Annotated in this window: 16 protein-coding genes; 11 read left to right on the top strand and 5 right to left on the bottom strand. The window is 55.2% G+C overall.

Features of this window, described 5'->3' with window-relative positions; genetic code table 11:
• Positions 1–38 precede the first annotated feature (38 nt).
• Complete coding sequence (locus tag CJD38_RS01565; protein ID WP_107938534.1) at positions 39–1,736, bottom strand: tetratricopeptide repeat protein; 1,698 nt, start codon at positions 1,734–1,736, stop codon at positions 39–41.
• Positions 1,737–2,017: 281 nt separating this feature from the next.
• Here CJD38_RS01565 and hemA point away from each other — a divergent pair, with 281 nt between their 5' ends.
• The 9 genes from hemA (at position 2,018) to CJD38_RS01610 (ending at position 9,139) form a co-directional block, all read left to right on the top strand.
• Complete coding sequence (hemA, locus tag CJD38_RS01570; RefSeq protein ID WP_107938535.1) at positions 2,018–3,283, top strand: glutamyl-tRNA reductase; 1,266 nt, start codon at positions 2,018–2,020, stop codon at positions 3,281–3,283.
• Positions 3,284–3,390: 107 nt separating this feature from the next.
• Complete coding sequence (gene prfA, locus CJD38_RS01575; protein ID WP_107938536.1) at positions 3,391–4,470, top strand: peptide chain release factor 1; 1,080 nt, start codon at positions 3,391–3,393, stop codon at positions 4,468–4,470.
• A gap of 18 nt (positions 4,471–4,488) precedes the next feature.
• Complete coding sequence (gene prmC, locus CJD38_RS01580) at positions 4,489–5,319, top strand: peptide chain release factor N(5)-glutamine methyltransferase (RefSeq protein ID WP_107938537.1); 831 nt, start codon at positions 4,489–4,491, stop codon at positions 5,317–5,319.
• A gap of 235 nt (positions 5,320–5,554) precedes the next feature.
• Positions 5,555–6,553 (top strand): hypothetical protein, encoded by a 999-nt coding sequence (locus tag CJD38_RS01585; protein WP_107938538.1) that lies wholly within the window; start codon positions 5,555–5,557, stop codon positions 6,551–6,553.
• Between the two features lie 41 nt (positions 6,554–6,594).
• Complete coding sequence (locus CJD38_RS01590) at positions 6,595–7,095, top strand: GTP-binding protein (RefSeq protein WP_240625578.1); 501 nt, start codon at positions 6,595–6,597, stop codon at positions 7,093–7,095.
• A 3-nt stretch (positions 7,096–7,098) separates the two neighbouring features.
• Positions 7,099–7,512: a roadblock/LC7 domain-containing protein gene (locus tag CJD38_RS01595; RefSeq protein WP_107938540.1), complete on the top strand. Its 414-nt coding sequence runs from the start codon at positions 7,099–7,101 to the stop codon at positions 7,510–7,512.
• A gap of 93 nt (positions 7,513–7,605) precedes the next feature.
• Complete coding sequence (locus CJD38_RS01600; RefSeq protein ID WP_107938541.1) at positions 7,606–7,965, top strand: hypothetical protein; 360 nt, start codon at positions 7,606–7,608, stop codon at positions 7,963–7,965.
• A 104-nt stretch (positions 7,966–8,069) separates the two neighbouring features.
• Positions 8,070–8,792 carry a HesA/MoeB/ThiF family protein gene (locus CJD38_RS01605; protein ID WP_107938542.1) on the top strand — a complete coding sequence of 241 codons (723 nt, stop codon included), beginning with the start codon at positions 8,070–8,072 and terminating at the stop codon, positions 8,790–8,792.
• A 17-nt stretch (positions 8,793–8,809) separates the two neighbouring features.
• Complete coding sequence (locus CJD38_RS01610; protein ID WP_107938543.1) at positions 8,810–9,139, top strand: hypothetical protein; 330 nt, start codon at positions 8,810–8,812, stop codon at positions 9,137–9,139.
• Between the two features lie 10 nt (positions 9,140–9,149).
• On the opposite strand, the gene CJD38_RS01615 is transcribed toward CJD38_RS01610, so the two are convergent.
• Positions 9,150–10,094 (bottom strand): LpxL/LpxP family acyltransferase, encoded by a 945-nt coding sequence (locus tag CJD38_RS01615; RefSeq protein WP_107938544.1) that lies wholly within the window; start codon positions 10,092–10,094, stop codon positions 9,150–9,152.
• A gap of 155 nt (positions 10,095–10,249) precedes the next feature.
• Positions 10,250–11,401 carry a metallophosphoesterase gene (locus tag CJD38_RS01620; RefSeq protein WP_107938545.1) on the bottom strand — a complete coding sequence of 384 codons (1,152 nt, stop codon included), beginning with the start codon at positions 11,399–11,401 and terminating at the stop codon, positions 10,250–10,252.
• 166 nt (positions 11,402–11,567) lie between these two features.
• Here CJD38_RS01620 and CJD38_RS01625 point away from each other — a divergent pair, with 166 nt between their 5' ends.
• Positions 11,568–14,201 (top strand): neutral/alkaline non-lysosomal ceramidase N-terminal domain-containing protein, encoded by a 2,634-nt coding sequence (locus CJD38_RS01625; RefSeq protein WP_107938546.1) that lies wholly within the window; start codon positions 11,568–11,570, stop codon positions 14,199–14,201.
• Between the two features lie 82 nt (positions 14,202–14,283).
• A complete protein-coding gene (locus CJD38_RS01630; protein ID WP_107938547.1) occupies positions 14,284–14,937 on the top strand; it encodes a TetR/AcrR family transcriptional regulator in 654 nt (217 codons plus the stop codon).
• A gap of 24 nt (positions 14,938–14,961) precedes the next feature.
• On the opposite strand, the gene CJD38_RS01635 is transcribed toward CJD38_RS01630, so the two are convergent.
• Both CJD38_RS01635 and CJD38_RS01640 read right to left on the bottom strand, forming a co-directional pair.
• Complete coding sequence (locus CJD38_RS01635; RefSeq protein WP_107938548.1) at positions 14,962–16,260, bottom strand: diguanylate cyclase domain-containing protein; 1,299 nt, start codon at positions 16,258–16,260, stop codon at positions 14,962–14,964.
• A 170-nt stretch (positions 16,261–16,430) separates the two neighbouring features.
• Entirely contained in the window at positions 16,431–19,418 is a 2,988-nt protein-coding gene (locus tag CJD38_RS01640) for a CehA/McbA family metallohydrolase (RefSeq protein ID WP_107938549.1), read from the bottom strand.
• Between the last annotated feature and the right edge of the window lie 2 nt (positions 19,419–19,420).

A 19,420-nucleotide genomic window follows, 5' to 3' on the forward strand; every position in this document is an offset into this window, starting at 1 on the left:
TCATTGATAGTTTAATGACGGACTTTTAGTCCGTGCACTTATTTTGTCAGGCGATCGATGGTTGCGCGCAGCGCGGTAGCGTCAGGCGATTGCTGCATCGCTTGATCCCATAGCGCGCGGGCCTTCTCTTTTTCTCCCAGTGACCACAGTACTTCACCCAGATGTGCGGCGACTTCAGGATCAGGGAATTTATCGAACGCTTTTTGCAGCGTTGCGCGTGCTTCATCTTTTTTGCCGAGCTTGAATTGCACCCATCCCAAGCTGTCCATGACAGCAGGATCATTCGGCGAAATCTCCAGCGCGCGACTAATCAGCTTGTTGGCTTCTTCGTAACGTTGAGTGTGCACGGTCAACATATAACCGAGCGCGTTCATCGCGCGCGAGTCGTCGGCGTCTTTGGCGAGCATGGCGCGCAGATCTTTTTCGGCCTGTTCAATCTTGCCAGTGCGCTCATAAACCAATGAGCGACCGTAGAGCAGGTCGATGTCATCGGGCAGCGCTGTCAGCGATTCGTTATATAGCTTGAGCGCGCGATCGTTTTCGCCAGCGCTCAGCAGCAGGTCGCCTTCGGCCAGATAAAAGCGTTGTTCAAACTGCGGCAGTTCATCGCGCAGCTGCACCATTAATGATTGCGCAGCATCCAACTGTTTGACCTGAGCCAAGACATAGGCGCGACGCACGACGGCATCAATCGCCACTTCACCCTTGGTGACTTGCTCGTACCAGTTCAGCGCTTGCGCGTAGTTCTTGCGCGCTTCTTCAACGCGGCCCAATTGATAGGCGGCGTCGATGCTGCGCTTGGTGTTCAGCAGGCGCTTGTACTCTTGCTCGGCTTCGTCGTAATCACGATCGTTGAAGGCCATCACGCCCAGCGCGTAGTGCGCATCAATATGGTCGGGTTTGTCTTTGAGTACGAGACGAATTTGCACGCGAGCCGCATCACGCTGATCAGACTCCAACAGCAGCTTGGCGTAGCCCATGCGCATTTCGGTGATCTTTGGATCGTCTTTGACCGTTTGTTCGAACTGCTCATCGGCCTCGGCAATCTTGCCCTGCTTCACCAGCACGCCAACCAGCAGCATGCGATGTTCTTTGTTTAGCGGGTCTAGATGAATGGCTTGTTGTGCCGAGGTATAGGCCAGCGCATTTCTATTGAAGCGCAGTTCCAACAAGCTGCGTGCATGGTGAGCAGCAGCCGACTGTGGCCACTTCACGACCAATTGATTCATTACTTTAAGTGCATTGTCAGCTTGTGACTCATTGGCCAAGCTGAGCAGACGCGCGATCTGCATAAAGCCGTCGTCTTCGCCGCCAGCCACGCCGGTGATGATGGCCTCACATTGTTTATAGGCTTCTGCCGTGTCGCCTTTGAGCAGCGAAACACGCGCAATCACTTCGCGTGCTTCCTGAGCATTGGGTTCCAGTTCTAACCAACGCTTTGCGGTCGCCAGACTGAGATCGGCGTCCTGCGCGCTCAGCGCCAGCGAAGTGGCGCGATTCGCCAGATCCGGGTCTTTGATCGTCTCCAGCGCTTTCAGAAACTCGCTGGCGGCGAGGGCCGGCTGATCGCGTCCAGCCGCCATTTCGCCCGTCATGATGTGCACTTGTGCGTCCATCTCCGCTTTCTTGCTGGCATCTGCGGCATGCGCAGTGGCGCCTGCGAGCGTGAGTGCGGCTGCAATCAGCGTCAGAGCGAATGGGCGAACGAATGGGCGAAAGATTGGTGTGGAATTCACTGAGGGCGTGCCGAAATTAGATATCTACGTTTAAAGACCTTTCTATCACACTGCGGTTCAGTTTCGCAGTGCGCTTATGTACGAACGATGCGCTCATAAGCGCCGCCATGCATTGCACGAGCGCTTAGATTTCATAAATGCATAAGTTATAAAGTATTAATTATAAATTAATATAGCCGCATTAATAGAACCAGGTGCTGATCAACCTTAAATGACGCACGCATAAGAAATTTGCGACTTCGCTTGTGCCTAGGGTGGCCATGCCGGAAAATTGCATCTGAATGGCACTGATCACTCTAGGCTTGTCCCATCACAACGCGCCCGTCGAGGCGCGTGAGCGCTTGGCGTTCGCCGAAAGCGACCTGTCGCTGGCGCTAACCCGCCTGCGCGCGCTGCCGGGTGTTGATGAAGCCGCGATCATTTCGACCTGCAACCGCACCGAAATCATGGCGGTGGCAGCGCTCGATGAAGAGCGCCGGATTCTGGACTGGTGGCGCCGCGAGCGTCAGGCCCCTGAAGGCTATCTCGAAAAATTCCTTTATACCCATCGCGACAACGGCAGCATCACGCACAGCTTGCGCGTGGCGTCGGGTCTGGATTCGATGGTGATCGGCGAGCCGCAGATTCTGGGTCAGATGAAGCAGTCTTTTGCGGTGGCCAATGAAACACGCTCGCTCGGTCCGGTTCTGTCGCGGCTGTTCCAGCACTCATTCGCTGTCGCCAAATTGGTCCGCAATGAGACTCAGGTTGGCGCGCATCCGGTGTCGATGGCTTATGCCGCCGTACAGATGTCCAAGCGCATCTTTGCTGACCTGCACGAACAAACCGCGCTGCTGATCGGTGCGGGCGAAATGATTCAGCTGATTGCGCGTTATCTCAATCAGCATGGCATCGGTCATATTGTCGTCGCCAACCGCAGCCTTGAGCGCGCAGAAAAACTCGCACGCGAAGTTCGCGGTTATGCGATCAGCCTCAATGATCTGTCGGGTCATATCGGCAATGCTGATCTGATCATCTCCAGCACCGCCGCCAGCGGTTATGTGCTGGAACATTCGGTGATGGAACTCGCTGCCGGCAAGCGCCGTCGCCGTAAACCGGTGTTCATGATTGATCTTGCCGTGCCACGCGATATCGATCCACGCATCGGCAAGATGGAAGACGTTTATCTCTACACCGTTGATGATCTGCGCTCGGTCATCGAAGAAAATATGAAACTGCGTGAAGCATCAGCGCAGCAGGCGGAAGTGCTGGTGCGCGAATACGCACAGGAATTCAGCCATTGGTTGGAAGGCCGCGACGCTGCCGCCACCATTTCGCAACTGCGTGCACATGCACGTACGCAACGTGATGACGTGTTGGAAAAAGCACGTCGCCGTCTCGCCTCTGGTGAAGCGCCAGAAGACGTAATGAATTTCCTCGCTGACACGCTCAGCAACAAACTGATGCACGCGCCCAGTCAGGCGCTGCGTCACGCCGGTGCGGTGGAGCAAGCGTTGCTGCTCAATGCTGCGCGCAAGCTGTACGGCCTCCCAGACTCCGAAAATTAGACAAATCCCTCTCCCAAGCGGGAGAGGGAGCGACTGAAAGTGGGCGATATTCCGCCTTCATCTTTCATTCTGTTCTCGTCTCCTGATGCGATGAAGGCAGGAACGATATGAAAGAAAGTTTTCTCACCAAGCTCCAGCAACTGGCCGACCGCCGCGAAGAAATCGCGGGCGAAATGTCGACGCCGGAAGTCATCAATAACAACGACAAATTCCGGCGCATGTCGCAGGAATACGCGCAGCTCGGCCCTTTGTCTGAAACCTTCTCAGCTTTTTTGGCCATCGCTGATGAGATCAAAAGTCTCGAACAGATGCAGTCTGATCCGGATCGCGAGCTACGCGACATGGCGGATTCCGAATTGCCGGTGGCGCGCGAGCGACAAGCGCAGCTGGAAAAAGATTTGCAGGGCCATCTGGTTCCGAAAGATCCCCTCGATGGCAATAACGTCTTCTTGGAAATTCGCGCAGGTACAGGCGGCGATGAAGCGGCGATCTTCGCGGGCGATTTGTTCCGCATGTATTCCAAGTACGCCGAGTTCTTGGGTTGGAAGATTGAAGTGCTGTCGATGAACGAAGGCGAGCACGGCGGATTTCGTGAAGTGATTTCACGCATCGAAGGTTTCGGCGCGTACTCGGTGCTCAAGTTTGAATCGGGCGCGCATCGCGTGCAGCGCGTGCCAGAAACAGAAACGCAGGGCCGTATTCATACCTCTGCTGCAACCGTTGCAGTGCTGCCGGAAATTGAAGAAGCGCAGATTGATATCAATCCTGCGGATTTAAAGGTTGATACCTATCGCGCCTCCGGCGCCGGTGGTCAGCACGTTAATAAAACCGAATCGGCAATCCGTATCACGCACGTTCCAACCGGCGTGGTGGTGGAATGCCAAGAAGAACGCAGCCAACATAAGAACCGCGCGAAAGCGATGGCGTTGTTGGGTTCACGTTTGCTCGATGCCAAGCGCAGCAAGCAAGAAAGTGAAATGGCGGCGACGCGTAAGAAACTCGTCGGCAGCGGCGATCGCTCCGAACGCATTCGTACGTACAACTACCCGCAAGGTCGTGTCACCGATCACCGCATCAACCTGACGCTGTATCAGTTGGAGCGCATCGTGATGGGCGATCTAGATCCGGTGATCAAGCCATTGCTGGCTGAGCATCAGGCGGAGTTGCTGGCGGAAATTGGCGAGTAAGAGCGAGCAATTTTGGCGATGAATATTGGCCAAGCATTGATGGCAGCGCAGGCTTTGATCGAACCGATCAGTGATAGCGCGCGTCTTGATGCTGAGCTGCTACTCGGGCATGTCACCGGATTTAATCGCGCGCAGATTTTCATGCGTATGAATGAATCGATTGATGCTGCGACCAAAGCAAGCTTCGACAAATTGGTTGCGCGTCGTGCCAAGCAAGAGCCAGTGGCTTATCTCACCGGTGAAAAAGGCTTCTGGACATTGACGCTCAAAGTTGGCCCCGGTGTTTTAGTGCCGCGACCTGAGACTGAATTGTTGGTGGAATGGGCGCTCGAAGTGGTGCGCGATCAACGCGAGCCACGTATCGCTGATCTGGGGACAGGTAGTGGTGCGATTGCTTTGTCGATTGCGACTGAGCGTCCTGACGCAAAAGTTATCGCCACCGATTTTTCCGACGCCGCACTCGCCATCGCACGCGACAACGCGCGTCAGCTAGGCTTGCAGCGTGTGAGTATGCGCAATGGTTGCTGGCTGCAAGCGCTGGAAGGCGAACAGTGCAACTTGATCGTATCCAACCCGCCTTACATCACGCTGGGCGATACACATTTGCAAGCTCTGCGTCATGAGCCGCTGATGGCATTGACCGATGGCGGCGACGGCCTCAACGCCATTCGCGAAATTATTGCTGGTGCTCCAGCGCATTTATTGCCCGGTGGCTGGCTCTTATTGGAGCATGGCTACGATCAAGCTCCCGCTGTGCGTGAATTGCTGGCACAGGCAGGCTTCACACAGATCGAATCACGTATTGATCTTGGCGGTCATGAACGTTGTAGCGGTGGCTGCATCAACTGAGTACCGAGTGGTGGGCTATTGCGCCTACTACCGTTTATCTGACTTATCGCTACGTTCATTCCCGGCTTGTACAGCCGCGGCCACGCTATTCGGAAATTTCCTACCGACTATCGGTCTTTGACGACTGACTGAAGCGATGTCCTGAACAATGCCTCCATAGTAATTGCTACCGCGTTATGTCGGTCTTCAACGACGACATTGCGACAAGGTGCATTCAAGATATGGAGATCGGCATATGTTCAAAAGCTCATCTAAAGAAGGCACGACCTACTCACTGGCCTGCATCGGACTGGAAGGTCATGTCGAGGTATCGCTGAAGTCGCTGTTGGGCATTCTCAAGAACAAGACTTCGGGATCTTGGCAGCATTCTGAAGATATCAACTCCGATGTCATTGTTTATAACCCGGCGAGTCCACTCGCGATGGCGATGCTGCGTCGCGAATCAAAGCCGAGGGCGAATGGACGTAGTGCGCACATCTTCATTCCGTGTTCGTCCGAAGATCCTGGCGCAGACGGTCTGACATTGCCGTTGCGTGCCGATCGCTTGTTGCATTGTCTTCAAGTTGCGACCGTACAGCTCAGTGCGGCGATGAGCACGATTGGTGCAACCAAGCATGCGAGCTTATGTGAACGTCTTGATGGACTGATGCAGACGCGCGATCTCATTGCAGTGTCGATCACTGTTGGCAATAAAACTGGATTGATCAATCCAGCGCGACAGATGATTCACTGGCCGCGTTCTTTGGATGCCGATGGCATCGCGCAATTGATTATGGAAGACGTCACGTTACAGCCCTTGTTGGCCGCTGATCTCGACAAGCTGCGTCACATGGAACAAGAGATGCATGAGCGTATGCCCTGGGATGCAGTAATGTGGGCAATCGGTGTCAGCACTTCACAAGCGCGTCTTCTGCCCAGACTGGATCTACGCAAGTCTTACAAACTCAAGCGCTGGCCTGATTTTGGCCCGATCGGTCGGCGCAGTTCCGATATCAAGTGCACTGCTTTGTTGACGCACAAGAGTCTGACTCCGCCGGAGTTGGCGGCTGCGACAGGTATGTCGGAGGCGCGCATCAGCGGCTTTCTCAATGCTTGTGCGCTGTGCGGTTTTCTGGAAGAAGCACAACCGGTATCGCGCGCAAATCCAGCAAACATCCATATGAATTCAGAAGCATCAATTGCTGGTGGCATGTTGCAGCGGATTCGCAAAGCTTTGGCTCTTGGAGCCAACTGAGGATGCCAGCGCAGGAGTTGAAACTACTTTTTGCAGGACCCATGGGCGCAGGAAAGACGACGGCAATTCGCACAATCAGCGACATCGTGCCGGTGAGTACTGAAGCCGCGAACATCGACAGGGCGCAGCACGGCAAAGCTGAGACCACGGTCGGTTTGGACTACGGTGAAACCTTGCTTGACGGTGGCGAGCGCTTGCGACTCTATGGCTTGCCGGGGCAGACCCGTTTCGAATTCATGTGGAAGATCGTGATGAAGGGCGCGCTCGGCATGATTCTTTTGCTCGACAACAGTCGCGATGATGCCGTGGCCCAGATGGAAATTTACCTCGATGCCTTTGAGGAACTGGCGCGCAATTCGTCGATGGTGATTGGCGTTGGCCGCTGCTCTGAAGGCTCCACGCGCATTCACGACTACACCCAAGCACTGCAAACCCGCGGTCTGTGTCTGCCGGTATTCGCTGTCGACGTGCGCAAGCGCGACGACGTTCTATTGCTGCTGGAAGCTTTGCTTCAGCAAATTGAAGCCTACGAGACGATCTAGTCGATGAAATCTGGTTCCGTATTAAACATTCTTGGGAGCAACTACGTTGCAACCTGCGAAGAAGCGCTGCGCACACTCATGAATGATGTGCCGAGTATCACCGCTGCGGTTGTGGCTACTGCTGATGGTTTCGAAGTAGCGTCGGCTCAAGCGGAGGGCCGCATGTCGGCGACGCGTTTGTCTGCGCTGGCCAGTTCTCTATTAGCGCTGGGCCAAGCGGCACTGCGCGAGTTGTCGATGAATGGCAGTGGTTCAGTTCTGATCGAAAACGCCATGGGCAAAATCATGCTGGTCGACGTGCGACGCGAGCATTTGCCCGTTGTGCTGTGTGTTGTCGCCGATGAAATGGCGATGACCGGCAAGGTGTTGTGGGCGGCCAAGCAGTGTGCCACCACGTTGGAGTCGAGTAGCTCCTGAAATCATTAATCCTGTAGCAGTCGGCACCGGCCGTGGCTGCAGTTTCCCTTTCCGGTCCCCCGCATTCAAAAGTTCAATTAAGGAGAAGAAAAAATGTCGAATATCCAGGAATCGCTTGCTGAAGTCATGACGGTTGACGGTGCAATGTGCAGCGCGCTGGTCGATGCAAATAGCGGCATGATGCTTGGTAGCGTTGGTACCGGCGTCGATCTCGACGTGGCTGCCGCAGGTAACACAGAAGTCGTGCGTGCCAAGATGAAGACCATGTCATTGCTGAAGCTAAGCGATAGCATCGAAGACATCCTCATCACGCTGGGCAAGCAGTACCACATCATTCGTCCACTGGCGAAGAAGCAGGGTCTGTTCCTCTACGTAGTATTGGACAAGAGCAAATCCAATCTCGCGCTGGCGCGTCGCAAGGTACTGGACATTGAAATGGCGATGGCTTTCTAAGCCTCATCGTTAATCCCGCAACAACTGTCCCTCCTTGTGCCACAAGGGGGGATTTTTTATGCCCGCGGCTACCCGGGGCTCAGGGTGCATGTCAGAATTCGCGTATGAGTAATTTCGCCCGCTACAGCCGCCAGATCGTTTTACGCGAGATTGGCGTTAATGGTCAGCAACTATTGCAGGACTCTACTGCGCTGGTGATTGGCGTGGGTGGCCTGGGCTCAGTCGCGGCGCTGTATCTCGCAGGCGCAGGCATTGGCCGCTTGATTCTCGCCGATCGTGATCGCGTTGATTTGACCAATCTACAGCGCCAGATTCTGTATCGTCAGAACGATCTCGGCCGCAGCAAAACTGAGGCTGCACGCGAACAACTCGCAGCACTCAATCCGCAAGTCGAAGTAGAACTGCGTGACGACACCAACTGGTCTGAAGCGATTGCGCAGGCCGATGTCGTGCTCGACTGCAGCGATAACTTTCCAACACGCTTTGCCGTGAATGCCGCATGTGTCGCTGCGCGTAAGCCGCTGGTGTCAGGCGCTGCTATACGTTTTGAAGGCCAGCTCGCAGTGTTTGATTTGCGTCGCGGCGGTCCTTGCTACGCATGCTTGTATCCGGATGCTGGCGAAGCGCAAGAGACCTGCGAAGAAGCGGGTGTGCTCGGGCCTGTCGTTGGCACCATCGGCAGCCTGCAAGCACTCGCAGCATTGAAGTTGTTATTGGGTCTGGGTGACGATGCAGCTCATCTGATGACTTGGGATGCGCTATCGATGCGCTGGCGTCGACTTAAAATATCTGCAGACACGCAATGCGTCGTCTGCGGCAAAAAATAATTAGCAGGGAATGACTGATGTCTAACCAAGAACTCGTAATGCCTCGTCGCCTCGCAATCAGAATTCTGCACGAGGCGCAGATTGCACAACCTGAATCAATTACGGGTTGGGTGCGCGGCACTGCGCAACCGCAGTCGTATCACGCAGGTGAACCTCCAGCCGGTGCAGAGTTGTGGGCGCGCCTGTGGTCGAATCCGCTTTCGCCTGCGGTGCCTGAGGCTTCGCAATTGTCAGCAGGTGGCTTGCACCTGGTGATCTCGCTCAACATCAAGGGTGTGCTGGAAATGCGCGCCTGGCAGTTAGAAGCCGGTGCGCCGAGCGAGCAAGTTCTTAAAATCGACGAATAAAGATTTGCCCTTATCGCTTGTAAGGATCAGGCATTCCCGGCGGCGGATGTTTGAAGCGACGATGCGACCAAAAATACTGTGCGGGTGATAAACGCACACCAGCTTCCAGCATCTTGTTGATCAGCTTGGTGTCTTCGATTTCGCAGGCGCCGGGGAAATTTTCAAGCGCAGGCAAGAAGGTGACGCGGTAGCGTCCATCCACGAACGCAGGGAAGTAGGGCACAACTTTGGCGCGACCCATGTGTGCGAGTCGTGATGTTGCCGTCAGTGTTAAAGCTGGCACGCCGAAGAAGGGCACATGTGCGGCGCCTTCTTTATCCAGTGATTGATCAGGTCCGTACCAAATGCAGCGGCCTTCACGCAGCGTGCGCACCAGCTTCTTCAAATCTGATTTCGGCAGCGCAGGCAGCAGTGAGCGGCCTTCGCGCCATTTGCGCATGAAGTAATCGAGCACTTCATCGTTGAGCGGGCGATACATCGCGTGGAAGGGGCGGTTGTTGATGCACAAATAACGTGCGCCCATTTCCAACGTCGTGAAGTGGCCGGTGAGCAGCAGCACGCCATGGCCGCCCTTCATCGCCGCATCGAGATGTTCTACACCGATCAGTTCGCCACGCTTGCGTAAGCTGGCATCAGAAGCAAAAGCGGCATACCCGGTTTCGAAAACGCCAGCGCCGAGGGCTTCGAAGTGATCGTCGACGAGACGTTCACGTGCAGCATCCGTCAGCTCTGGATAGCAAAGCTGCAAATTGACGCGGGTGATGTGACGGCGGCGTTTGAGAATGCGGCCAACAAGCCAGCCGAGTTTTCGACCAAAGCTGAGTACGAGCGGGATCGGCAGCAGACAAATCAGCCAAAGCAGGCCAATGCCCAGCCAAGTCAGCCAGTGACGAGGATGAAAGAAACTGACACGGAACCGTGAAGGAATGGCGTCCGTCCGCGTTGAGGTTGGCATGTGAAGTGGCAGCAAATGTAGCGAAATGGATATTGGCAGCCCATTTCAGCGCTGCTCAATGTTGTCGGCCCCGAAGGAGCGTCCTGCTGCCGTCGATGTTGCAGCCATGGTACCCCATGTCTGCGCTTGGATGATGACGCTTTACCTATGCGGGTCTATTGCGCAACCAGTCTCAAATGCGTGATTTCAGAAGGCGCACCGAAACGGATCGGCGGCCCCCAGTAGCCGGTGCCGCGACTGGTATAGACCCAAAGCTTGCGCAGGCGATGAAGCCCGGCGGTAAAGGGTTGTTGTAGCGGCACAAACCACTTCCAAGGCAGAAACTGACCGCCGTGCGTGTGGCCAGACAATTGCAGATCAAAGCCCGCCGCTTCGGCTTCAGGTGCCGTGCGCGGTTGATGCGCCAGCAGCACTTTGATGGCGATAGCCTGCGTCACACCGACCAGTGCGGCCAGCGGATCACTCTTATGAGTGGGATCAAACTTATGCGCGGCGTAATCGGTGACACCACCAATCAGCACATTAGTACCATCGTGATTCAGCACTTGGTTCTGGTTCATCAGCACATGCAGGCCAAGGCGACGCAGTTCTGCGACCCATGCGTCGGCGCCGGAGTAGTACTCGTGGTTGCCGGTCACCGCGTAAACACCATGGCGCGCAGACAACTCGCCTAGCGGTGCCACATGCTTGCGTAAATGCGCGACGGAGCCATCAACGATATCGCCAGTTACCGCGACCACATCCGGTTTGAGCTTGTTCACTGCATCAACAATCGCGCGGATGTAACCGTGCTTGATTGTAGGGCCAACATGAATATCGCTGATCTGCACGATGCTGAAACCTTGCAGCGCCTGCGGCAGATTGGCGATGGGAACATTCACCTCGACAACCTTGGCGAGGCGACGAGCATTGAACACGCCAATCAGCGAGGCGAAAACTGTCAGAGCAATAACGCCGACTGCTGAGTTTTCGCGCAGCGTAAGCATGGCAATGGTGTCGGGCCTAAGCATGTTGATGAGGCCGCTAGTGGCGAGTGTTAGGTCGCGCAGGATCGTCAGCACGAACAGCGACGAAAACACGCCCATCGCCAGATACCCGATCCAACCAATTGCATCGCCTGCGCGGCCCATAGGCGAGAGCCGAACCAACAAAGGCGCAGGGATCAGCAGCGTCGAGATCACGAGCCAAACCGTCAGGCTCCATTGCGCCAGCGGGCTAAAGGCGAGATCCGGCTGCAAACGCAGGCCGATATAGAGATGGAGCAGGGCGCTGATGAACAGCAGCGTCGGGACGGCTTTCTTAGTCATCCCAAGAACATGGGACGCCTTGGCAGTAAATCAAGTACATCCCTCAAAACGAACGCACCGCATAGGACCCCGACGTTTGAGTATCAATAGGCGGCGGCATATTTGACGACGCGCGTCATCAAATATAAAGTGACAACGAATGTCGTCAGATTAGGGGTGGGGGAACATGTCGAACAACTTCAGCGCACCGCGCAAGTTGCATTGGATTCTGTTGAGTGCGGGAGTCGTATTGGTTTCTGGATGTAGCCGCTCAAGCTCATCGACAGCAGCCACAGGCCCAACGCTGCCAGCCGGCGCGCAGTGCATCCTCAAGAGCCCTCATCTTGAAGTTGGCGCCAGCTCTGATCTGGTGGTCAACGGCGTGACGTATACGAAAACGCATCAGCCAGACGCGCCCGGCCCTATTGAACTGCCGATTACGAATCCGGGACCGCAGCCAGCAGGCGCTTGCCGCGGCAATAGTCAGTACCAATTCGGCAGCGGTCTCTATGACATTACCGGCCCTCTCGGCGGCAATCCGACTGGGCACGCAGATTTTTATGGGAACGTTTTTCCGCCACAGGTTCCAGAGGGAATTCACACACGTTTGTATGCGCGCGCCTACGCGATTGCATCACCCTGCAACGGCAAGCGCGTGCTGTTTATCTCGCAAGACATCATGGGCGTCTCCGTTCTCGAACGACAAACCATACTTGCGCGCATCGCTGCTGATCCCGTGCTCAGCCAGTACTACGACAGCAACAACTTGATGATCTCTGGCACGCACACCCATTCAGCGGGCGGTGGCTTTGGTATTGCTTTGGGCCTCCCGGATCTGTCAGCCACCCTGCCTTCGTTGATTAATACACCAGCGTTGTGGGTGACTTCTGCCGTTATCGGCAACAACAATTTTGACGCAGATAATTTCAAGGTCATCGTTGACGGTGTGGTTCAAGCAATTCGCAGAGCACACGCCAATCTTGAAACGCATCCAGAAGGCGCAAGCATCAAGTTATCCATTGGGCAATTGCTCAATGCGAACATCAATCGCACGCCGCCTGGTTATCAGCAGAACTCATCTTCCGAACGCGCTGCGTACATCAACCAAGATGGACGCGAGACCAACGTCGATAAGCGATTCTTGCAACTCAATCTCGTGCGTAATAACGGCAGCGTTGTCGGTGTGATCAATTGGTTTGGTGTGCATCCCACTTCGATGGGCAACCACAATCTTTTGACGTCCAGCGATAGCAAAGGTTATGCGTCACTTGGTTTCGAAAAACTGATGGGTACTGTTTACGCCCCTGATGGCGCAGGCCCACTTTCAGGTACCGATAATTTCGTCGCAGCTTTCGCTCAGACCGATGAAGGTGACTCGATCTCTGATCTTTTCGTTTTCGACAAAGATGTGAATGGCGGTAACGGGCCGGGGCAAGGTGTGCCAATACAATTTCGTGGTGGCACAGACGATCCTTACAATTTCAATCAACCTGGCTATAAGCGTGGCATGCCCAAAGCCACCGCTATTTCTGGTACCAAACAACTCGCGCAGGCTTTAACGCAAATGGCTCAGGGCAGTGCGCTCAGTGGCCCAGTGGACTACCGTTATTTCAATGCAGATTTCAGCGCGGACAAGGTCACCGACCCTGTAGTGCTTGCGAGCCTTAGCTACGCAGACTTGCCAGCTAATTTATATACGCCGACAAAAACAACCTGCACGTCAGCAGCAGGAATTAGCCAATTGAACGGCGGTGTTAATGGCCTGGATTTTGGCGCCGCAGGATATGCCTGTGCTGCCAGCGCGCCATCGCCTTATCTCAGTCAGGTCAGAAACGGCTACAACGGTTTGTACAACGGTGTGGGCCACATCCTTGCAGAAAAATACGACAGTCATATCGAGGTGCCGTTTAACGCAGTTGTCGCATTTGATGCGCTCACACCGGCGCTCTGTCTGCTCACCGCCACCTTGCCGCAATATGGTTGCCAAGCTGAGAAGCCCATTTCACCGATTTCTCTGCCGGGTGCGATTCCAAGCGCTAGCCCGATACCCATCCAGATTTTCAGAATCGGAAATCTAGCGATTCTGGGAATACCTTTTGAAGTTACGACGATGTCTGCGCGTCGTCTACGCAAAACCGTGCTGGATGCACTGAGTCCGGTTGGCGTCGACACAGTCGTCATTTCTGGCCTCTCAAATGACTATCAAGGCTATATGGCAACGCGTGAGGAATACACCGCGCAGATGTATGAAGGTGCGTCTACGACTTTTGGTCCTTGGCAGCTGGCCGCGACGCAGCAGGAATCACGCAAGCTCGCGCTGACCATGGCCAACAATCAGGCAGCGCCCAATGGCATCGCACCGCCTAGCGCTTCAACAGGCCCGGCATCGCCGATAACCGTAGATGCGCCAGCCAATTTTGGAAACGTCGTTAACGATGTTCTCTCCAATCACACCCAGGGCGATACGGTTGATGTGAGCTTTGTGGCTGGATACCCTGGCAACGATCTCAAGACCATGTCGTCCTATCTTTACGTTGAGCGAAAGAACGCTCAAGGCGCTTGGAACGTTGTTGCCACCGACGGGCGGCCGGAGCTGACTTTTATCTGGAATTCGAATCCGAGCTTTCTCAATAGCGAGATGAATATGGCGGGGTCATCCACCGCACAAGCACTGTGGAAGATCCCAATGAACACTCCAGCAGGCACCTATCGCATTCGTCATGCCGGTGTGTCTCGTCTCTCCGCCAGCCAAGCTCCAACACCTTACGAGGGCATTAGCAGTACGTTTAAGATCAGCGGCACTCCGGCTGAGTGTCCTTAGTGTTCCAAGACCGCAAGCGCTCTGGCATGGTTGAGCAGCTTGGTCATAATGGCGAAGCCTCACATTCAATACTGATGATTCAATGTCCTTAGCTCCGAAAAAAATAACGTCTGGCCGTGTCTACGGTGGAGTAGAGCAGGAGACGCGCGCAGCAGAACGCCGTGAGATTTTCATCAACGCAGGATTTGAAGTGTTCGGTACGGTCGGCTATCGCGCGGGTACTGTGCGCGTTCTCTGCAAGGCGGCAGGTCTTACCGATCGCTATTTTTATGAGTCCTTTAAAAACTCGGAGGAACTGCTTTGTGCCGTTTACGAGCACGTAATCAGCAAGAGCATGACCAAAGTGCAGCAGGCTATTTCCAAGGCGCCGCAGGACATTGAAGAACTATCGCGGGCAGGACTCACCGCCTACTTCTCCTGCCTTCGTGATCCGCGCATTGGTCGCATACTTCAATTGGAAGTATTGGGTGTGAGCCCTAAAGTAGATGCGCTGTATTTGAAAAATAATCGAGACTTTGCATCTCTGATTGTTAGCTTGCTCCCGGTGCCACCTTCCAATCGGAAGAGCGCAACAAACTCTCTCCATGTGGTCGGCTTAGCCTTGGCTGGTGCTTCATCAATGGCCGCAACACACTGGATGCTTGATGACTATCGCCTACCGCAAAAATCCGTAGTCGACGCTTGCGTCAGCATCTATTTAGGCGCGTTTAATCAAATCAAAGAAGCGACGAAGTAGCGCCCGCAACTCTAATCACGATGGTCACGCGAGATTAGAGATCGACATTCCCGGCGCAAAGAAGCGGTAGTTATTACGGCCATTTTGTTTGGCGTGATACATCGCCAAGTCGGCTTTGGCCTTCAGCGTTTTCACGTCTTTGGCATCTTGTGGATAGACGCTGATGCCGATGCTGCCGGAAATATCTACTTCATGACTTTCGATGAAGAAGGGTCGGGATAGCTCATCAAGAATTTTTCCGCTGACCATTGCCGCATCTTTCGGCTCGCCAATGCCGCTGAGCACAATCACGAATTCATCGCCACCAATGCGAGCAACTGTGTCCACCGCTCTGACGCAACTCACCAGTCGCTGAGCCACCGTTTTGAGAAGGGCATCACCGACAGCATGTCCGAAGGAATCGTTGACCGGTTTGAATCGATCGAGATCGATAAACAGCAATGCAAACGAGCGGCCGTTACGTTCAGCGCTGGACGCTGCTTGACCCATGCGATCATCCAGCAGCATGCGATTTGGCAGCCCGGTAAGACTGTCGTAAAGCGCGAGTTCACTAAGCTGTGCGTTGGTTGTTTGCAGCGCCTGCGTCAGTTTCGCTGCGAAGTGCGCGTCGAGCGCAGATACGCCTAGCGTGATCGTCAGAATGACGATGGTCGTGATGCCAATCAGCATCGCGAGCGCCGAGCTGGTCATGCTGCTCGATGGCCCGACACTGCAAATGCTACCGGGTGCAAATTCTGCCGCAGCCATGCCGGTGTAATGCATGCCAGTAATCGCAAGTCCCATCAGAACCGCGCTGCCGAGTTTGCGAAAAATTGCGCCACCAAAAGATTGATCGCGTAGCTGAAACGAAATCCATAGCGCAGCAAACGAAGCACCGATCGCGATCGCAATAGACGCGATGAAAAGATCGGCTTTGTACTCAATCGGAGGCGACATTCGAATCGCGTGCATACCGAGGTAGTGCATTGCGGCGATGCCGATGCCCATCAACGTGGCACCGCCTGCGAGATTGCGCAGCGTCACCACAGAGCGGCTAACCACATATAGCGCCGCAGCGGATGCGGCGATCGCAATCAACATCGATAGCGCGGTCAGCGTTACGTCGTATGCCAAAGCAATCGGCAAGTGAAACGCCAGCATGCCGACAAAGTGCATGGACCAGACACCAGTGCCCATCGAAATCGCGCCGCACACCAACCAGATTCGCGAACTTCTTCCCTGCTTGTGGCTAACGCGACCGGCAAGCTCAAGCGCGGTGTAGGAGGCAAAAATCGCCACCACCAAAGAAAGCGCGACCAAATTGGCGTTATAAAAACCGGTCATATCCTGTCATCCCTGACTCCGAGTCCTGATTCGCAAAGAAAGCTTAAGGCGATCCGGCCTTATTCCTTTCATTGTGAGCATCTTAATGGCTCAAAAGTCAGTTGCAAACGCTAAAAATTCGCTGTCCCTCCTGAACGTTGGCGTCAATTTTGGGGTGATAGGACTAGGCATTAAGGTGATAGGGCGCTTTGCAGCAGAAAAACCTGTTGCGTGCGGTCGCGTTGGAGCCTCAGGGCGTTGCGCGTGCTGGCATAGGCGATAGCGCCGTTGCTGACGGCGGGCCAAGTATTGATGCCGCGACTTGGGATCAACTGCCCGGCGCTCCAAGCACCGTCGCTGCCCATTGCGGTGGTCATTACGCGCCAGCGCCAATCTGTGGCGCGTGAGTCGTACCAAACCATTTGTGCGCGGCCGTTTGCGGCGAGGCCGAGTTTTGGCCACTGGCTCATTGCGGTGACATTTTCAGCCACGGCGGCTGGCGCTGACCAAGTGCTGCCATTGTCGAGCGACTGCGCGGATTGAATTGACAGATTGACGCCGGACGACGACATAACCTTGCTGTCCCAAGCGGCGACTAAGCGGCCATCGGCGGTGAAGGTGAGTGCTGGATGACGGTCAGCACGATCATTGGCCCCGAGACTTGTCGGCGCCGACCAAGTCGTCGCACTCGGTGCCAGTGTGCGCAGCATGATCTGCCAGTTATCCGGATCTGTGCCTTCGCCATAACCCGCGCCGCCAGTCCATAGCGGATCTTTGTCGGTGCGATTGTCTTGCCATGCCACAGCGGCGCGGCCGTCTGATGAAACACTGACGACTGGCCACACTGATGCTGGGTATAAAGCTGAGCGCGAGTCGAACGCGTTGGCGGCGTGAAACGATTTGCCGTCGCGGCTGAGATTGATTGGCTGCGCATCGCTGCCGACACGCTGCATCATCACGTCGAATGGATTGCCCGCACTGATCTCTTGCCAAACCACAATCGGTGCGCCGCTTGCGAGCAGGGCGAGATCAGGATGTTCAGCGCGGCCTTTAACAGTGCGCAGCGCGATTTCTGTTTCCCAATGTTTGCCGCCATCAGCAGAGTGACGCAGATAGATCGCTGGACGATGCGGCTGTTCGCCACCGCGTCCGTCTTGCCACGCCACCCAAACGCTGTTGCCGCGCGCCGCGATTTTGGGGAAGCGTGCTTGCAAGGTATTCGACGTTAGATTGACTGCTACTGACCAACTGCCGTCAGCATTGCGACGACGATAGAGAATCGCCGTGCTGCCGCTGGTATGTGCTTCTGCAACGAGATGCGAGATGCCGTTATCCACCACGAGCGCAGGAAATCCAGCGAAGCTGCCAGCACTACCCAACGCCAACGCAGCGCCGTCATCAATGCCGATATCAGATGGCAGTGCGACTTCAGGTATCGCGTCTATCGCTCTTGGCGCAATGAACACAGGCGAGGTCACAGCTTGCAGTTCGTTCAGCAGTGGAATTGTGCTGGGCACATTGTTCAGTGGATCACTAAGCGCAGCGGTGTCGATGGCTGCAGGCAAACCGGGGCCGCGCGCTTCGACTCGATACCAAGTCGGCTGATCACTTGCGACGATATCGACCAAATAGGTTTCGCTCTTGGCAATGGAGGTCGGTAAAAAAGTTTTGAGTACGCCAGCAGCGCGGCCCGGTGAACGATAAAGCGAAACGATGGTGCCAAAGCCGTTGTAGACCGTAATGCGCAGCTTGCCCTTAGTGCCAGCGGCGGCGGTGATCTCATCACCACCCACAGCAGCGAAGGTGCCTGCGCCATTCATATCGGCTTCCAGCATCACACGCATGACAGGAAGAATTCCGCTGTTTCGACGGATGATCGTATTGCCCGCCTGCAAGCTCTGCAGAATGCCGCGCACGCTGCGTCGTGGTGCGAACACACCGGTGCTGGGCATGCCGGGACCACCGAGTATCCAAAGTTCTTTGAAGTGATCGTCGCAAGCGCCGACAACACCAAAGCGGAAGCCGGCGTTCCAACGATTCTCGGCGTAGTTAATTTCCTTGTCTGGATTACTCGCCTTGTTCCACACCTCAACGGTGTCTACGCCTTGCGCGTTGGCTTTGATATTGGGCTTACCGTCGTCGTCTGTTTCACCATCGTCTGGATGTGCCGTGCTCCAGCTAGCGGCCTGTGCGTGTGCATCCCATATCGACTGTTGCAGGTTGACGAAATCTGGACGGCCCGGCGGATTCGCGCCTTGTACGATCGTATCTATCGCACCGTGCACGAGGGCATGCGGACCGCCATTGGCTTCTTCGCCGGGCATCAGCAGCAGGCGACTGGATTCCCACAGTGGGTCGTAGTGTTGATCGTAAGTGCGGTGATCCGTAAGCGGCAGAAAATCCAAACCAGAGTCAGCGGCGAAATTGATCTGATCGCTGACTGGCATATTGCCGGCTTGTTCTTGACCGAGCACTTGGCGTGGAAAACTTCCGTCGGATGAATGATCGTCATGCACATGCGTGTCGCCGAACAACCATTGGCGACTAACAGCCGTTGGCGGCAACGGTGGCAGCGCGGTGAAACGCGCAACAGTACTGCGCGCTTTATCCATCGTCAGCGTGCAAGCAGTTTTGCCGCTGCAATCACCACTCCAACCATCAAAGCGTGAAGAGGCATCTGCTGCGGCATTGAGTGTGACCAAAGTATTTTGATCGTAATCTGCGGAGCACTGCTCGCCGCAGTCGATGCCATGAGGTGATGACACCACGGTGCCTTCACCATCGCCAGTCATGCTGACAGTGAGTGTGTAACGCGATATCGGACTCACAGAGAAATGCGCACGGACGGTATGGTTTTGATTCATCACTAGTCGGCAATTGCCACTGGAGTCGCAGTCGCCGCTCCAAGTGTCAAAGTGCGAACCAGCGTTTGCATTGGGCGTGAGATTAACGATGGTGCCCGCCGCATAAGATTTGTTGCATTGAGTGCCGCAGCTAATCCCCGCAGGACTCGACACCACGTTACCACTGCCATCGAGCGTGACGATGAGCTGATAAAAAACCGTAGCTGGCGGTGTTGTGGGTGGTGTGTCTGTGCCGTTCTTGTTGACGCCGGAATCGCAGGCAGCCAACAGCGACACGATGCCGAGCGCGAGTACGCTCGTCGTTGAGAGTTTCATGT

Origin of the sequence: Stenotrophobium rhamnosiphilum, assembly GCF_003052265.1 — a bacterium.
Taxonomy (GTDB): domain Bacteria; phylum Pseudomonadota; class Gammaproteobacteria; order Nevskiales; family Nevskiaceae; genus Stenotrophobium; species Stenotrophobium rhamnosiphilum.

Coding starts and splice junctions, on each gene's coding strand:
- hemA (WP_107938535.1), top strand. CDS start 2,018: ATGGCACTGATCACTCTAGGCTTGTCCCATCACAACGCGCCCGTCGAG.
- prfA (WP_107938536.1), top strand. CDS start 3,391: ATGAAAGAAAGTTTTCTCACCAAGCTCCAGCAACTGGCCGACCGCCGC.
- prmC (WP_107938537.1), top strand. CDS start 4,489: ATGAATATTGGCCAAGCATTGATGGCAGCGCAGGCTTTGATCGAACCG.
- CJD38_RS01585 (WP_107938538.1), top strand. CDS start 5,555: ATGTTCAAAAGCTCATCTAAAGAAGGCACGACCTACTCACTGGCCTGC.
- CJD38_RS01590 (WP_240625578.1), top strand. CDS start 6,595: ATGGGCGCAGGAAAGACGACGGCAATTCGCACAATCAGCGACATCGTG.
- CJD38_RS01595 (WP_107938540.1), top strand. CDS start 7,099: ATGAAATCTGGTTCCGTATTAAACATTCTTGGGAGCAACTACGTTGCA.
- CJD38_RS01600 (WP_107938541.1), top strand. CDS start 7,606: ATGTCGAATATCCAGGAATCGCTTGCTGAAGTCATGACGGTTGACGGT.
- CJD38_RS01605 (WP_107938542.1), top strand. CDS start 8,070: ATGAGTAATTTCGCCCGCTACAGCCGCCAGATCGTTTTACGCGAGATT.
- CJD38_RS01610 (WP_107938543.1), top strand. CDS start 8,810: ATGTCTAACCAAGAACTCGTAATGCCTCGTCGCCTCGCAATCAGAATT.
- CJD38_RS01615 (WP_107938544.1), bottom strand. CDS start 10,094: ATGCCAACCTCAACGCGGACGGACGCCATTCCTTCACGGTTCCGTGTC.
- CJD38_RS01620 (WP_107938545.1), bottom strand. CDS start 11,401: ATGACTAAGAAAGCCGTCCCGACGCTGCTGTTCATCAGCGCCCTGCTC.
- CJD38_RS01625 (WP_107938546.1), top strand. CDS start 11,568: ATGTCGAACAACTTCAGCGCACCGCGCAAGTTGCATTGGATTCTGTTG.
- CJD38_RS01630 (WP_107938547.1), top strand. CDS start 14,284: ATGTCCTTAGCTCCGAAAAAAATAACGTCTGGCCGTGTCTACGGTGGA.
- CJD38_RS01635 (WP_107938548.1), bottom strand. CDS start 16,260: ATGACCGGTTTTTATAACGCCAATTTGGTCGCGCTTTCTTTGGTGGTG.
- CJD38_RS01640 (WP_107938549.1), bottom strand. CDS start 19,418: ATGAAACTCTCAACGACGAGCGTACTCGCGCTCGGCATCGTGTCGCTG.